Source organism: Azospira restricta, assembly GCF_016858125.1.
Lineage (GTDB): Bacteria > Pseudomonadota > Gammaproteobacteria > Burkholderiales > Rhodocyclaceae > Proximibacter > Proximibacter restrictus.
In genome coordinates this window covers 2264308-2277152 of sequence record NZ_CP064781.1, presented here as the reverse complement: position 1 = coordinate 2277152, position 12845 = coordinate 2264308, and the positions used below count along the sequence as shown (strand labels likewise).

15 protein-coding genes and 1 pseudogene are annotated in these 12845 nt (G+C 70.5%); 4 read left to right on the top strand and 12 right to left on the bottom strand.

The annotated features are described in order from the left end of the window. The first annotated feature begins 4 nt into the window (after window positions 1-4). Entirely contained in the window at window positions 5-445 is a 441-nt protein-coding gene (locus IWH25_RS11200) for a c-type cytochrome (RefSeq protein WP_203385890.1), read from the top strand. Between the two features lie 183 nt (window positions 446-628). On the opposite strand, the gene IWH25_RS11195 is transcribed toward IWH25_RS11200, so the two are convergent. From IWH25_RS11195 to IWH25_RS11160, 8 genes and pseudogenes are all read right to left on the bottom strand, one after another. Next, window positions 629-949, bottom strand: a complete 321-nt coding sequence (locus tag IWH25_RS11195; protein WP_203385889.1) for a non-heme iron oxygenase ferredoxin subunit — start codon at window positions 947-949, stop codon at window positions 629-631. Window position 950: 1 nt separating this feature from the next. Then, complete coding sequence (locus IWH25_RS11190; RefSeq protein ID WP_203385888.1) at window positions 951-1301, bottom strand: SUF system Fe-S cluster assembly protein; 351 nt, start codon at window positions 1299-1301, stop codon at window positions 951-953. 4 nt (window positions 1302-1305) lie between these two features. Continuing rightward, window positions 1306-1722: a Fe-S cluster assembly sulfur transfer protein SufU gene (gene sufU, locus IWH25_RS11185; protein ID WP_338022741.1), complete on the bottom strand. Its 417-nt coding sequence runs from the start codon at window positions 1720-1722 to the stop codon at window positions 1306-1308. A gap of 56 nt (window positions 1723-1778) precedes the next feature. After that, a pseudogene (locus tag IWH25_RS11180) lies at window positions 1779-3033 on the bottom strand (SufS family cysteine desulfurase). Further along, the gene (sufD, locus tag IWH25_RS11175; protein WP_203385886.1) at window positions 3030-4376 is read right to left on the bottom strand and encodes a Fe-S cluster assembly protein SufD; all 1347 of its coding nucleotides are present in this window, start codon (window positions 4374-4376) and stop codon (window positions 3030-3032) included. The pseudogene IWH25_RS11180 and the gene sufD overlap by 4 nt, the downstream one beginning before the upstream one ends. Next, window positions 4373-5179, bottom strand: a complete 807-nt coding sequence (sufC, locus tag IWH25_RS11170) for a Fe-S cluster assembly ATPase SufC (RefSeq protein WP_203385885.1) — start codon at window positions 5177-5179, stop codon at window positions 4373-4375. Before sufC ends, sufD begins: the two co-directional genes overlap by 4 nt. 10 nt (window positions 5180-5189) lie before the next feature. Continuing rightward, a complete protein-coding gene (gene sufB / locus IWH25_RS11165) occupies window positions 5190-6638 on the bottom strand; it encodes a Fe-S cluster assembly protein SufB (RefSeq protein WP_203385884.1) in 1449 nt (482 codons plus the stop codon). 16 nt (window positions 6639-6654) lie between these two features. Beyond that, a complete protein-coding gene (locus IWH25_RS11160; protein ID WP_238998869.1) occupies window positions 6655-7101 on the bottom strand; it encodes an SUF system Fe-S cluster assembly regulator in 447 nt (148 codons plus the stop codon). Window positions 7102-7239: 138 nt separating this feature from the next. Here IWH25_RS11160 and IWH25_RS11155 point away from each other — a divergent pair, with 138 nt between their 5' ends. Together IWH25_RS11155 and IWH25_RS11150 are read left to right on the top strand one after the other, a co-directional pair. Further along, window positions 7240-7704 carry a RidA family protein gene (locus IWH25_RS11155; protein WP_203385882.1) on the top strand — a complete coding sequence of 155 codons (465 nt, stop codon included), beginning with the start codon at window positions 7240-7242 and terminating at the stop codon, window positions 7702-7704. Window positions 7705-7729: 25 nt separating this feature from the next. Continuing rightward, window positions 7730-8782 (top strand): enolase C-terminal domain-like protein, encoded by a 1053-nt coding sequence (locus tag IWH25_RS11150; RefSeq protein WP_203385881.1) that lies wholly within the window; start codon window positions 7730-7732, stop codon window positions 8780-8782. Window positions 8783-8788: 6 nt separating this feature from the next. On the opposite strand, the gene IWH25_RS11145 is transcribed toward IWH25_RS11150, so the two are convergent. The 3 genes from IWH25_RS11145 to IWH25_RS11135 form a co-directional block, all read right to left on the bottom strand. Then, window positions 8789-9307, bottom strand: coding sequence for a DUF2242 domain-containing protein (locus tag IWH25_RS11145; RefSeq protein ID WP_203385880.1), 519 nt, complete (start codon window positions 9305-9307; stop codon window positions 8789-8791). 297 nt (window positions 9308-9604) lie between these two features. Continuing rightward, entirely contained in the window at window positions 9605-9826 is a 222-nt protein-coding gene (locus IWH25_RS11140; protein WP_203385879.1) for a DUF2798 domain-containing protein, read from the bottom strand. 148 nt (window positions 9827-9974) lie between these two features. Continuing rightward, window positions 9975-10778 carry an SDR family NAD(P)-dependent oxidoreductase gene (locus IWH25_RS11135; RefSeq protein WP_203385878.1) on the bottom strand — a complete coding sequence of 268 codons (804 nt, stop codon included), beginning with the start codon at window positions 10776-10778 and terminating at the stop codon, window positions 9975-9977. Between the two features lie 113 nt (window positions 10779-10891). Between IWH25_RS11135 and IWH25_RS11130 the strand changes: the two genes are divergently transcribed. Then, entirely contained in the window at window positions 10892-11854 is a 963-nt protein-coding gene (locus tag IWH25_RS11130) for a GlxA family transcriptional regulator (protein WP_203385877.1), read from the top strand. Between the two features lie 43 nt (window positions 11855-11897). Here the strand turns inward: IWH25_RS11130 and IWH25_RS11125 are convergent, their stop codons facing one another. Continuing rightward, complete coding sequence (locus tag IWH25_RS11125) at window positions 11898-12821, bottom strand: LysR family transcriptional regulator (protein ID WP_203385876.1); 924 nt, start codon at window positions 12819-12821, stop codon at window positions 11898-11900. Window positions 12822-12845 lie beyond the last annotated feature (24 nt).

Genomic DNA, 12845 nt, shown 5'->3' with positions numbered 1-12845 from the left:
TGACATGAGGCTTTCGAGCAAGGGGTTCGTTTTTCTGGCCGCGGCAGCAGCCATCCTCGCCGGTCCGGCAGCGGCGGCGGAAAAGGACAAGTACGACATCGGCAAGCGCGAGTACATGAACAAGTGCGCGGTCTGCCACGGGCCATCCGGCAAGGGCGACGGCGGCGCGACTGACCTGCTGAAGCGCGCCCCGAGCGACCTGACCACGCTGTCGAAAAAGAACAGTGGCGTCTTTCCGTTCGAGCGCGTGTATGCCGTCATCGACGGGCGCGAGGTGGTGAAGGGCCACGGCGACCGCGACATGCCGATCTGGGGCAGGGAATATGCCCGCGAGCAGGTGGCCGCCGACCAGTATTACTACGACATGCCCTACAACATGGAAATGTACGTCCGCGCCCGCATCCTGGCGCTGATCGACTACCTGCACCGCATCCAGGCGAAATAGGCGCCTGCGACCGCGGCAAGGAGCCGTCGCCGATCGCCGGCAAGGTGCCGGAGGGCAAGTTCGAGCGCGACTATTCGGCGCAGGACGGCCGCGTGCCGGCGCGGTCGGCATGCCAGGAGCTGCTCGGCGCGATCCGCGGGCAGCCCGGCGCGCTCGACCGCGTCGCGCGGTTCGTCGAGCCGCCTAATCGAAGCGCTCGTCCCGCACCTGCACCACCCCTCCCTCGATGCGCACCGGGAACACCGCCACCGGCTCGTAGGCCGGCGGCGCCAGCGCCTTGCCGTCGACCAGCGAGAAGCGCGCGAGGTGGCGCGGGCAGACGACTTCGAGCCCGTCGACGCGGCCTGCGGACAGCGCCTGCTGCTCGTGGCTGCAGCAGTCCTCGATCGCGTAGTAGCGGCCGTCGACGTTGAAGACGGCGATGGCGACGCCGTCGGCGATCGCGGTGCGGCAGGTGCCGGGCGGAAAGTCGGCGGCGGCGGCGACGTCGGTCCAGTCGCTCATTTCACAGCAGCCCCAGTTGCAGGCGCGCCGCCTCGCTCATCATCGCGCGCGTCCAGCGCGGCTCCCAGACCAGGTCGACGGCGACGTCACTGACCCCCTCGACCTGGCGCACGGCTTCGGCGACCTTGGCCGGGAAGGTGCGCGCCACCGGGCAGGCGGGAGCGGTCAGCGTCATGCGGATGCGCACCTGACCGCCGGCCTCGACCTCGAGCGCGTAGACGAGGCCGAGGTCGTAGATGTTGACCGGGATTTCCGGGTCGAAGACGGTGCGCAACGCGGCGATCACGGCGGCTTCGAGCGCTGCCGCCGCGTTGCCGGGTTCGGGGTGCTTCAGCCAGTCGAGGAGCGGCATCGTCTCATTCCTCCGTCGTCACCGGCGCCGCCTCGTCGTGCAGCGCCGCGCGCAGCGTGTGCCAGGCCAGCGTCGCGCATTTGACGCGCGCCGGGAACGCCTGCACGCCGGCCAGCACTGCGAGCTTGCCGAGCGCCGCGCCGGCCGGCGCGGTGCCGCTGACCAGCGCGTGGAAATCGGCGAACAGCGCCTCGGCCTCGGCCGGCGTCTTGCCTTTCAGCGCCTCGGTCATCAGCGAGGCCGAGGCGGTGGAGATCGCGCAGCCGCTGCCTTCGAAGCCGACCTCGGCAATCACGCCGTCGGCCACCGTCAGGTAGACGGTGACGCGGTCGCCGCACAGCGGGTTGTAGCCCTCGGCGTGATGGTTGGCGGCAGCCGGCCGGCCGAAGTTGCGCGGCCGGCGGCTGTGGTCGACGACCATTTCCTGGTAGAGGTCGCGCAAGTCGCTGGCGTCGTTGGCGTTGTCGAACCGGGGATTCATGCGAACACCTCGCGCACCCGCACCAGCGCGGCGAACAGCGCATCGACTTCGGCGCGCGTTGTAGAGCGCGAACGACGCGCGCACCGTCGCCGGCACGCCGAAGCGCTCCATCACCGGCATCGCGCAGTGGTGGCCGCTGCGCACGGCGACGCCGGCGCGGTCGAGGATGGTGCCGACGTCGTGGGCATGCACGCCGTCGACGACGAAGGAGAGGATGCCGGCCTTGGCCGCGGCGGTGCCGATCAGACGCAGCCCGGGGGTGTCGGCGGCGCGGGCGGTGGCGTAGGCGAGCAGCTCGTGCTCGTGCGCGGCGACGGCGTCGGGGCCGAGCGCGCCGAGGTAGTCGATGGCGGTGCCGAGGCCGATGCCGCCGGCGATGTTGGGGGTGCCGGCCTCGAACTTGTAGGGCAGGTCGTTCCAGGTGGTGCGCGCAAAGGTCACCTGCTTGATCATGTCGCCGCCGCCCTGCCAGGGCGGCATCGCGTCGAGCAGCGCGACCTTGCCGTAGAGCACGCCGACGCCGGTCGGGGCATAGAGCTTGTGGCCGGAGAAGGCGTAGAAGTCGCAGTCGAGCGCCTGCACGTCGATGGCGAGATGCGGCGCCGCCTGCGCGCCGTCGACCAACACCGCGGCGCCGTGGGCGTGCGCCAGCGCGACCAGTTCGGCGACCGGGTTGATCGTGCCGAGCGCGTTGGAGACGTGGGTCACGGCGACCAGCCGCGTGCGCGGGCCGAGCAGGCGGGCGAATTCGTCGACGCGGAGCTGCCCGGCGTCGTCGATCGGCGCCACGCACAGTTGCGCGCCGCTGCGCTCGCACAGCAGCTGCCAGGGCACGATGTTGGAATGGTGTTCCATCGCGGTGATCAGGATTTCGTCGCCGGGCCGCAGGCGCTGGCCATAGCTGGCCGCGACCAGGTTGATCGCCTCGGTGGTGCCGCGCACGAAGACGATCTCCTCGCGCCGGGCGGCGTTCACGAAGCGCTGCACGCGGTCGCGCGCCGCCTCGTAGGCGGCGGTGGCCTCCTCGCTCAGGCAGTGCAGGCCGCGGTGGATGTTGGCGTTGTACTCGGCGTAGTAGCGCGCCTCGGCGTCGATCACCGCGCGCGGCTTCTGGCTGGTGGCGGCGTTGTCGAGGTAGACCAGCGGCTGGCCGTGCACGCGGCGGGCGAGGATCGGGAAGTCGCCGCGCACGCGCTCGACGTCGAAGGGCGCCGGTCGCAGCGCCTGCAGTTCGTTCGGTGCGATTTTCATGGCAGGACCTCCGCGCCTGCGTCCGCCTGCGGCAGACGCGCGCGCAGCAGGCCGTCGAGGCGCGCGCGCAGCGCCGCCAGCGGTACGCGCTCGACCATCTCGGCGGCGAAGGCGTAGGTCAAGAGGCGCTTCGCCGCCGCCTCGGCGAGGCCGCGCGAGCGCAGGTAGAAGACCGGCTCGGGATCGAGCGGGCCGACCGTGGCGCCGTGGCTGCACTTGACGTCGTCGGCCCAGATTTCGAGCTGCGGCTTGGTGTCGACCTCGGCGTTCGGCGACAGCAGCAGGTTGCGGTTGCTCTGGGCGGCGTCGCTGTGCTGCGCGTCGGCGTGGATCACCACCTTGCCGTTGAACACCGCGCGGCCGGCGCCGGCCAGCACGCCCTTGTAGAACTCGCGGCTGGTGCCGTGCGCAACGAGGTGGTCGATGCGCGTGTGGTGGTCGACGTGCTGGCGGCCGTCGGCGAGGTAGAGCCCGTCGAGCGTGCATTCGGCGTTTTCGGCGGCGAGCGCGACGGCGATGTCGGTGCGCGCGAGCGCGGCACCGAAGGCGAACGAGGCCGAGGCGAAGCGGGCGCCGGCGCCGAGCTCGGCGTTGACCGCGGCGACATGGAAGGCGCGGGCGCCCTCCTCCTGCAACTGGTAGTGCGCGACGACGGCGCCGGCGCCGACGGCGAGGTCGCTGACGACGTTGCTCAGGTAGGCGGCGGCGCCCGCCGCCGCGTGCTGCTCGACGAGGTCGAGGCGGCAGCCGGCCTCGGCGACGATCAGGTTGCGGCTGTGCGTCGCCAGCTTGTCGGCGGTGGCGACGAAAAGAAGCTGCAGCGGCTGCGCCAGCGCGACGCCCGCGGCCACATGAATATAAGCGCCGTCGGCGAAGCCGGCGGCGTTGAGCGCGGCAAAGCCGGCGAGCGGCGTGGCCGCCCGGCGCGGCCGGGCGAGCCAGGCCTGCAGGGTTTCCGGTGCGCGCACCAGCGTCTCGGCGAGGCCGGCGACGGTGACGCCGGCCGGCAAATCCGCGCAGCGCGACAGCGCCGGCGCGTAGCGGCCGTCGACGAAGACCAGCCGCAGCGCGCCGGGCAGCGCCAGCGCCTCGACCTGGGCGGCGAGGTCGCCAAGGTCTACAGACCCGGCGGCGGCCGGCGGCTGCAGCGCGAACGCCGCCTGCTCGATGGCGGCGACGCTGGTGTATTTCCAGTCCTCGTCGCGCAGGGTCGGGTAGCCGCTGGCGGCGAAGGCCGCCAGCGCCTCGGCGCGCAGCCCGGCCAGCCAGGGCAGCTCGCGGCCGGGCAGGGTCGCCTGCAGGCGCGCGAAGTCGACCAGCGGGCGGTCGGCGACGGCGTTCATGCGCCACCTCCCGCGGCCGGCGCCGCCGCAGCCACAGCGACTCCGGAGTCGGCGCCGGCAGCGCCGGCTTCGACCCAGGCGTAGCCGCGGCGCTCCAGCTCGCGCGCCAGCTCCGGGCCGCCGCTGCGCGCGATGCGCCCCTGCGCCAGCACATGCACGCGGTCCGGCACGACGTAGTCGAGCAGGCGCTGGTAGTGGGTGACGAGGATGATCGCGCGGTCCGGCCGGCGCATCGCCTCGATGCCGGCGGCGACGGCCTTGAGGGCGTCGATGTCGAGGCCGGAGTCGGTCTCGTCGAGGATCGCCAGCCGCGGCTGCAGCACGGCCATCTGCAGGATCTCGTTGCGCTTCTTCTCGCCGCCGGAGAAGCCCTGGTTCACCGGCCGGTAAAGCAGCGCCTCGTCCATGCCGACGCGCTTCAGCTGGTCGCGCACCAGCGCCAGGAAGTCCACCGCGTCGAGTTCGGGCAGGCCGCGATGCAGGCGCTGCGCATTGAGCGCCGCCTTCAAGAGGTAGATGTTGGCGACGCCGGGAATCTCGACCGGGTACTGGAAGGCGAGGAAGATGCCCTCGCGCGCCCGCGCCTCGGGCGACAGGCCGAGCAGGTCGCGGCCGTCGTAGCGCACGCCGCCGGCGGTCACCGTGTAGCTGTCACGCCCGGCCAGCACCTGCGCCAGCGTGCTCTTGCCCGAGCCGTTGGGGCCCATCACGGCATGCACTTCGCCGGCGTTGACGACGAGGTCGATGCCGCGCAGGATTTCCTTGCCTTCGACGCTGACGTGCAGGTTGGTGATTTCGAGCATGTCATTCCCCTCAGGCGATGCTGCCTTCGAGACTCACCCCCAGGAGCTTCTGCGCCTCGACCGCGAACTCCATCGGCAGCTCCTTGAACACCTCCTTGCAGAAGCCGTTGACGATCATCGCCACCGCCTCCTCGGCCGCAATGCCGCGGCTCTGGCAGTAGAACAGCTGGTCCTCGCCGATGCGCGAGGTCGAGGCCTCGTGCTCGACGCGGGCGCTCGGGTTCTTCACCTCGATGTAGGGGAAGGTGTGCGCGGCGCAGCGGTCGCCCAGCAGCAGCGAGTCGCACTGCGTGTAGTTGCGCGCGCCCTCGGCGCTCTTCGCGACGCGCACCAGGCCGCGGTAGGCGTTGTGGCCGTGGCCGGCGGAGATGCCCTTGGAGATGATGGTGCTCTTCGTATTGCGGCCGAGGTGGATCATCTTGGTGCCGGTGTCGGCCTGCTGCCAATGGTTGGTCAGCGCCACCGAGTGGAATTCGCCGACCGCGTTGTCGCCCTGCAGGATCACGCTCGGGTACTTCCAGGTGATCGCCGAGCCGGTCTCGACCTGCGTCCACGAGATGCGCGAATTGGCGCCGCGGCAGTCGCCGCGCTTGGTGACGAAGTTGTAGATGCCGCCCTTCCCTTCCTTGTCGCCCGGGTACCAGTTCTGCACCGTCGCGTAGCGGATCTCGGCGTCGTCGAGCGCGATCAGCTCGACCACCGCCGCGTGCAGCTGGTTCTCGTCGCGCATCGGCGCCGTGCAGCCTTCGAGGTAGCTGACGTAGGCGCCCTTGTCGGCGATGATCAGCGTGCGCTCGAACTGGCCGGTGTTGCGGGCGTTGATGCGGAAGTAGGTGGACAGCTCCATCGGGCAGCGCACGCCGGGCGGGATGTAGCAGAACGAGCCGTCGGAGAACACCGCCGAGTTCAGCGTGGCGAAGAAGTTGTCGCTGTAGGGCACGACCGAGCCGAGGTACTGCCGCACCAGATCGGGATGCTGCTGCACGGCCTCGGAGAACGAGCAGAAGACGATGCCCAGCCCGGCCAGCTTGTCCTTGAAGGTGGTCGCCACCGAGACGCTGTCGAACACCGCGTCGACGGCGACGCCGGCGAGCAGTTCGCGCTCCTGCAGCGGCACGCCGAGCTTCTCGTAGGTGCGCAGCAGCTCGGGATCGACCTCGGCCAGGCTGCGCGGGCCGTCGCCACGGGATTTGGGCGCCGAATAGTAGGAGATGTCCTGGTAGTCGATCGGCGGGTGGTGCACCGTCGACCACTTCGGCTCGACCATCGTCAGCCAGTGGCGGTAGGCGCGGAGGCGCCATTCGAGCATGTATTCCGGCTCGTTCTTCTTCGCCGAAATCAGGCGGATGACGTCCTCGGAGAGCCCGCGCGGGACGGTGTCGGTCTCCAGCGTGGTGGTGAACCCCGGCCGGTAGTCCCGGTTGATCAGTTCGTCGAGTTTGACGGCCTGGCTGGACATCGCGTCACCTCTCAAATCAACTCCGCCGCGGCACCGCCGGCCGGGCGGCGCCCTGCGCTGCCGGCCGGAACGACGGACGGCTCATCTCGGCCAGCGTCACCCCGTCGAGCGCACGGCGGATCACCTGGTTCAGGCGCTGCCAGTTCTCGCGCAGCGGGCAGCCGGCCTCCTGCACGCACAGCCCGGCGACGACGCTGCATTCGGTCATGCCGAACGGCCCTTCCATGGCGTCGATCACCTCGGCGATCGAAATCTGCTCCGGCGGCCGCGCCAAGCGATAACCGCCCTTCACGCCGCGCAGCGAATGCACCAGCTCGCGCCGCGCCAGTATCTTCAGGATCTTGCTCGTCGTCGGCGCCGCCAGTCCGAGCACCGCCGCCATCTCGGCGACGCTGTGCACGCCCTGCGGCTGCCGCGCCATGTAGGTCATGATCACGGTGCCGTAGTCGGTCAGTTTGCTCATGCGCAGCATGCGGTCACCTCGCTTTCGTATATAGGACCTTTCGAGTCCGCTATCGTTCCGCGCATGCGGGCTATACTGCCTCGGCCCGCCTGACGCGGGCGCCTTTCCCGCCAACCCCGACCAGGACGGACAAACACGATGAGCGCAGAACAGCGACTGAAGGAACTCGGGCTGCTCCTTCCCGCGGCCAGCGCGCCGGCCGGCAACTACGCCAGCGCGGTGCAGACCGGCAACCTGCTGTACCTCTCCGGCAAGGCGCCGTCGCCGGTCGCCGGCAAGGTGCCGCAGGGCAAGTTCGGGCGCGACTATTCGGCGCAGGACGGCCGCGCGCTGGCGCGCTCGGCGTGCCTGGAGCTGCTCGGCGCGATCCGCGGGCAGCTCGGCTCGCTCGACCGCGTCGCGCAGTTCGTCGAGCTGCACGGTGCGCTCAACACCGTTCCCGAATTCGCCGAGCACGCCGAAGTGCTCGACGGCGCCTCCGACCTGCTCGCCGAAGTCTTCGGCCCGGCCGGCCGGCATGCGCGCTCGGTGATCGGCGTCGATTCGCTGCGCCGCGGCGTGCCGCTGACGCTGAAGGCGATCGTCGAAGTGAAGCCCGCGTAGCGCGCTACGGCCGGCCCCTGCCCGCATGCGCATCGTCGCCGCGACGCCCTTCCCCTACGCGCTGCCGCTGGCCGCGCGCTGGCCCGGCGCGACGCTGCCCGGCGCCGTCCGCGCCGGCTGGCTGCTGCGTATCGACGCCGACGACGGCCGCCGCGGCTGGGGCGAATGCGCGCCGCTGCCGGCGCACGGCGGCGAATCGCCGGCGGCGGCGGCCGACGCGCTGCGGCAGTGGTGCGCGCGCCTGCCCGGGCAGCGCGTCGACGAGGCGCTGGCGGCACCGGACGCTTTCGCCGCGCCGGCGGCGCGCGCCGCCGTCGACAGCGCGCTGCTCGACCTCGCCGCGCAGGCGGTGGAACTGCCGCTGTGGCGGCATCTCAACGCGGCGGCCGGCGGCGGCACGGTGGCGGTGAACGCGATGGCCGGCGACGCGCTCGCCGGTGCGCCGGCACGGATCGCCGCAGCGCTCGCCGCCGGTTTCACGGTGATCAAGCTGAAGGTCGGGGTCGGCGACGCCGGGCGCGAACTCGCCGCGCTGCGCGAGCTCGCCGCGGCGCTGCCGCCGCACGCGCGCCTGCGGCTCGACGCCAACCGGGCGTGGGACGCGGCGACCGCGGCGCACGTCTGCGCGGCGCTCGCCGAGCTGCCGGTGGAATCGCTCGAGGAACCGCTGGCGGCGCCGACGCCGGCGGCGCTCGCCGCGCTGCAACGCGAGTTGCCCTTTGCCTTGGCGATCGACGAAAGCTGGCGGGAGTTGGACCACGAGGAATTTTTTGCGGCGCCGCCGGTGCGCCGGCTGGTGCTCAAGCTCGCCGCGCACAGCGGACTGCGGCCGGCGCTGGCGACCGCGCGGCGGGCGCGCGCGGCGGGCATCGACTGCGTCGTCACCACCGGCGTCGACAGCGCCTGCGGCACGCTTGCCGCGGCGCACCTGGCGGCGGCGATCGGCAACGGGCTGGCGCACGGGCTGGCGACGTCCGACTGGCTGGCGGCGGACACCGGCACGCCGCCGGCGATCGGGAACGGCCGGCTGCAGTTGCCGGAGGTGCCGGGCCTCGGCTTCGTGCCGCAGCACGGCTAGCGGCGGCTACTCGGCCAGCCGGTCTTCCATCGTGTTGATCAGCGCGAACAGGCGGCGGTAGAACTCGGGATCGGCGACCGTCTCCTCGCCGACCTTCACCAGCGAATCCTTGTCCGACAGCCACGGCAGCGAGATCGAGCCCATTCCGGCGACGCTGACGCCGGCGCTGGTGGTGCTCGTCTTCAGTTCGTAGCGGGTCTGCAGCGCGTTGGCGTAGAGCACCGACCCGGCCGGCGTCGGCAGGCAGACCAGCGAGATGCCGAGCTCCATGTGGTATCCCGGCGCCGGCTGGAAGAACTTGCGCCCGCGCACCGCCTGCGACTGCGTGCTCTCGACCTGGTACCCCTGGCTCAGCAGCGCGCGCTGGCCGACCGCGCACAGCGACTTGGCGGCGATCGGCGTGCGGTACTCGAACGGCGATTCCTCGGAGAAAGCCTCGGCGTGCCACGCCGGCGCCGGCTTGTTGGTGGCGCAGCCGGCGGCAAACAGCAGGGAAGACAGCAGGAGGGACGGAACGAAGCGCATGACGGACGGGGAGCGATCAGGCGGCAAGAATAGCAGAGCCGGCCATCGGCAGAAACCTGCCGGTGGCGCGATCGCAGGAATGAGCGGAATGCGCCGCCGTCCCCACCTGCCAACCCCGCGCCGCCACTTTCCTGACCGAAAGCACGAGTCAGCGCCGCCAACGGCGGATCACCGGGCAGCACCGGCAGCAGCCGATGCCAGCCCGACGGTAAACAAACCCCAACTGAACGCCCCCGCCTAGCGCCCCACCCCTTGGCCAGGAATCCGATCGGCGCCGGGCGGCTGCGGCAGCAGCCCTTAGGGAATCAAACGGTCGATTTTTCCCTGCAGCCGAGGACCGATCATCAGGATGGCGGGGATCACGATTACGTAACCGATTCCCCATGAGCGCAGCCACACGAAAGCGAATTTTTCCGAGAAGCCGAGATTGAGGGCGATGAGGACGAAGGAGACGATCCCGGTCGTCACGACACCCATCGAGAGGGCGAAAGCGATTTTGCGTTTGAGGTGCGTATTCATGGTGTCTCCTTTCGAGGTCGACGTGGAACGGTGAGGCTGGCGGTAAATGTCCGGCCCCTCTCGCCGTGCGGGCGAACGTTGCCGCGCACAGTTGTCGAGAGCGGGGACGGCAGCGGAGTCTCGGCGTCAGGCGCAGCGAGCCGGCGGCTCAGCACCCCGTGCGTGGGCGGTAGCGTTCGGCCGGAGCGGCACTGGACAGGTGCGGCAGCATGGCCTGGCGGGCCGACTCCCAGGCGTCCCATGCGTCGAGGTCGTGCAGCGACGGGATGGTCGCGTACTCGCCGCGGTCGAGGCCGAGCAGCGCGGCGTCCACGAGCTCGGCGGCGGACATCACCCAGTCCTCAGGCAGCTTGCTCAGCGGCAAACCGGCGACATCCCAGAAGCCGGTGGCGGTGGCGCCGGGCAGCACGACCTGCACCTTCACGCCAGTCCCGTCGAGTTCCTTGCGCAGCGAGTGGCTGAAGGCCAGCACGAAGGATTTCGTGGCGCCGTAGACGCCGTTCAGGAGCTCCGGTGCGATGGCGACGATCGACGCGATGTTGATGACGGTCCCCTTACCCCGCGCGGTGAATCGAGGCACTGCGGCGTAAGCGAGGCGCATGGGGGCGGTGACGTTGAGGGCCACCATGCGCGCCATCTCGTCGACCGGCGAGGCGGCGAGCGGCGCCGCGCTGCCGAATCCGGCGTTATTGACGAGGTGGGTAATGCTGTCGTCCGACTGCAAACGCGCCTCGACTTCGGCCAGCCCGGCGGAATCGGCGAGGTCGGCGGCGAGCGTATGGACCCGCACGCCATGCTGCACGCCGAGCCTGTCCGCGATGGCGGTCAGACGTGCGTGGTTGCGCGCGACGAGGATCAGGTCATGGCCGCGGGCGGCGAAACGGTCGGCGTAGATGGCGCCGATGCCCGACGAAGCGCCGGTGATGAGGACGGTGTCCCGGGAGGTGCCCATGGCGGTTCTCCTTGCTGGTGGTTGCGGATGTGCGAAGTGACGGACGCAAGGTACCGCTGGACACCGATGGCGTAAACGACGTATAAACGTCAAATCAGGACACGGAGACGGCAATGAAACACATCGGATTCATTGTGGAAGACGGATTCCAGGTGATGGGGCTGGCCGCCCTGTCCGCCTTCGAGTTCGCCAACGCCGAGTTGGGGCAGGAGGCGTATCGGCTGACGGTGATGTCGGAGCACGGTGGGGCGGTGCGCTCCTCGCTGGGGATCGCGGTCGAGACCGTGCCGCTCGCCGAGCCGCCGGACACGCTGATGGTGCTCGGCGAACTGTTGCCCCGCGCCGTCACGCCCGCCTTGCGCGCCTACATTGCCCGGGCGGGCCGGGCGTCGCGCCGCGTGGCCGGGGTGTGTACCGGCGCTTTCGCGCTGGCCGAGGCCGGCTTGCTCGACGGGCGCAGCGCAACGACCCACTGGGCGCATGCGCGCAGGCTGCAGGAGCGCTTTCCGGCCGTCCGCGTGGACGAGGACCGCATCTTCATCGTCGACGGCAATGTCTGGACCTCGGCCGGGATGAGCGCGGCGATCGATCTGACCCTCGCGCTGATCGAGGACGATCACGGCGCCGCCCTTGCCCGCAGCATTGCCCGCAAACTGGTCGTCTATTACCGCAGACCGGGCGGCCAGTCGCAGTTCTCGGCGCTGCTGGAACTCGAACCGCGCTCCGACCGCATACGCCGCGCGCTGCTTTACGCCAGGGACCATCTGCGCGATCCGCTCCCGGTCGAGGCGCTGGCCGAGGCGGCGAACCTCAGTCCCCGCCAGTTCACCCGCGTCTTCCGCGAGGAGACCGGGCAGTCGCCCGCCAAGGCGGTGGAGCGTCTGCGCCTGGAGGCGGCGCGAGTCATGATGGAAGACGGGCGCCACCCGATGGAGGTGGTCGCGCGCGAGACGGGCTTCGCCGACCGCAACCGGATGCGGCGGGCCTTTCTGCGGGCCTACGGCCAGCCGCCGCAGAGCCTGCGCCGGAGCCTCCGGCATATCGAGGGTGGCGACGACGAGGTATCGGCTGCCTGATGCGGCGGTGTCGACTCCGTGGCGCCAGGCACGGCACGGACGCTTACGGCTGGGCCCAGGCAGCCCGCTCCGCCATCAGAAAATCGACGAAGACGCGCATCCGCAACGGCAGGTGCCGCCCGTGCGGATAGAGCAGCGTAAACGGGCGGGAGCGGCCGCCATAGGCCGGCAGCACCTCGACCAGCGTGCCGTCGGCCAGGTCGCGCTCGACGACGAAGCGGTAGGTCTGAAATAGTCCGGCGCCGTGCCTGGCCAGGGTGACGCCGCCGAGGACGTCGTCCGCGATGTGGTAGCTGCTCTCGGCGAAGATCTCGCGCTCCTCGCCGTTTTCGGTGAACAACCAGGAGATGAGCCGACCGGTTCTCGGCAATTCGAACTGGATGCACTCGTGACCGGCGAGATCGTCCAGCGTTGATGGCGTCCCGGCGCGTTCCAGATACTCCCGGGTCGCCACCACCACCAGACCCGCATCTTCGAGATGCCGGGCGACCAGCGTCGAGTCGGGTTGCGCGCGGACACGGATCGCCATGTCGAACCCCTCCTCGACGAAATCGATGTTCCGGTTGCTCAGGTGGACGTGGAGTTCCACACCGGGATGGCGCTGCCTGAACCTGGGCAGCAGCGGAAGGATGCGGTAATGCCCGTAGGTCGTCGGCATGCTGATGCGCAGCGCGCCCGTGGGTTCGAGTTGCTGCCCCATCGCTTCGCGCTCGGCCTCCGCCAGTTGCGTCAAGGCCTGGCGACACTGTTCGTAGTAGGCACGTCCGCCCTCGGTCAGGCGCACGCTGCGCGTCGTCCGCGTGAACAGGCGCAGGCCCATGCGCTCCTCCAGCCGGCCCACCGCGCGACTGACCGCCGCGGGAGTAATGCCGGCCGCCAGCGCAGCCGAAGTGAACCCGCCGGTCTCCGCTGCGAGGCAGAACAACTCGATGCTTCCCAGCTGAATGTCGTCGAAACGCCGCTTCATTATTGATTACACCATGTATCAATT

Bases quoted from the DNA above. Each gene is read 5' to 3' on its own strand.
- IWH25_RS11200 (WP_203385890.1), top strand. From the start codon at position 5: ATGAGGCTTTCGAGCAAGGGGTTCGTTTTTCTGGCCGCGGCAGCAGCC.
- IWH25_RS11195 (WP_203385889.1), bottom strand. From the start codon at position 949: ATGAGCGACTGGACCGACGTCGCCGCCGCCGCCGACTTTCCGCCCGGC.
- IWH25_RS11190 (WP_203385888.1), bottom strand. From the start codon at position 1,301: ATGCCGCTCCTCGACTGGCTGAAGCACCCCGAACCCGGCAACGCGGCG.
- sufU (WP_338022741.1), bottom strand. From the start codon at position 1,722: ATGGTCGTCGACCACAGCCGCCGGCCGCGCAACTTCGGCCGGCCGGCT.
- sufD (WP_203385886.1), bottom strand. From the start codon at position 4,376: ATGAACGCCGTCGCCGACCGCCCGCTGGTCGACTTCGCGCGCCTGCAG.
- sufC (WP_203385885.1), bottom strand. From the start codon at position 5,179: ATGCTCGAAATCACCAACCTGCACGTCAGCGTCGAAGGCAAGGAAATC.
- sufB (WP_203385884.1), bottom strand. From the start codon at position 6,638: ATGTCCAGCCAGGCCGTCAAACTCGACGAACTGATCAACCGGGACTAC.
- IWH25_RS11160 (WP_238998869.1), bottom strand. From the start codon at position 7,101: ATGAGCAAACTGACCGACTACGGCACCGTGATCATGACCTACATGGCG.
- IWH25_RS11155 (WP_203385882.1), top strand. From the start codon at position 7,240: ATGAGCGCAGAACAGCGACTGAAGGAACTCGGGCTGCTCCTTCCCGCG.
- IWH25_RS11150 (WP_203385881.1), top strand. From the start codon at position 7,730: ATGCGCATCGTCGCCGCGACGCCCTTCCCCTACGCGCTGCCGCTGGCC.
- IWH25_RS11145 (WP_203385880.1), bottom strand. From the start codon at position 9,307: ATGCGCTTCGTTCCGTCCCTCCTGCTGTCTTCCCTGCTGTTTGCCGCC.
- IWH25_RS11140 (WP_203385879.1), bottom strand. From the start codon at position 9,826: ATGAATACGCACCTCAAACGCAAAATCGCTTTCGCCCTCTCGATGGGT.
- IWH25_RS11135 (WP_203385878.1), bottom strand. From the start codon at position 10,778: ATGGGCACCTCCCGGGACACCGTCCTCATCACCGGCGCTTCGTCGGGC.
- IWH25_RS11130 (WP_203385877.1), top strand. From the start codon at position 10,892: ATGAAACACATCGGATTCATTGTGGAAGACGGATTCCAGGTGATGGGG.
- IWH25_RS11125 (WP_203385876.1), bottom strand. From the start codon at position 12,821: ATGAAGCGGCGTTTCGACGACATTCAGCTGGGAAGCATCGAGTTGTTC.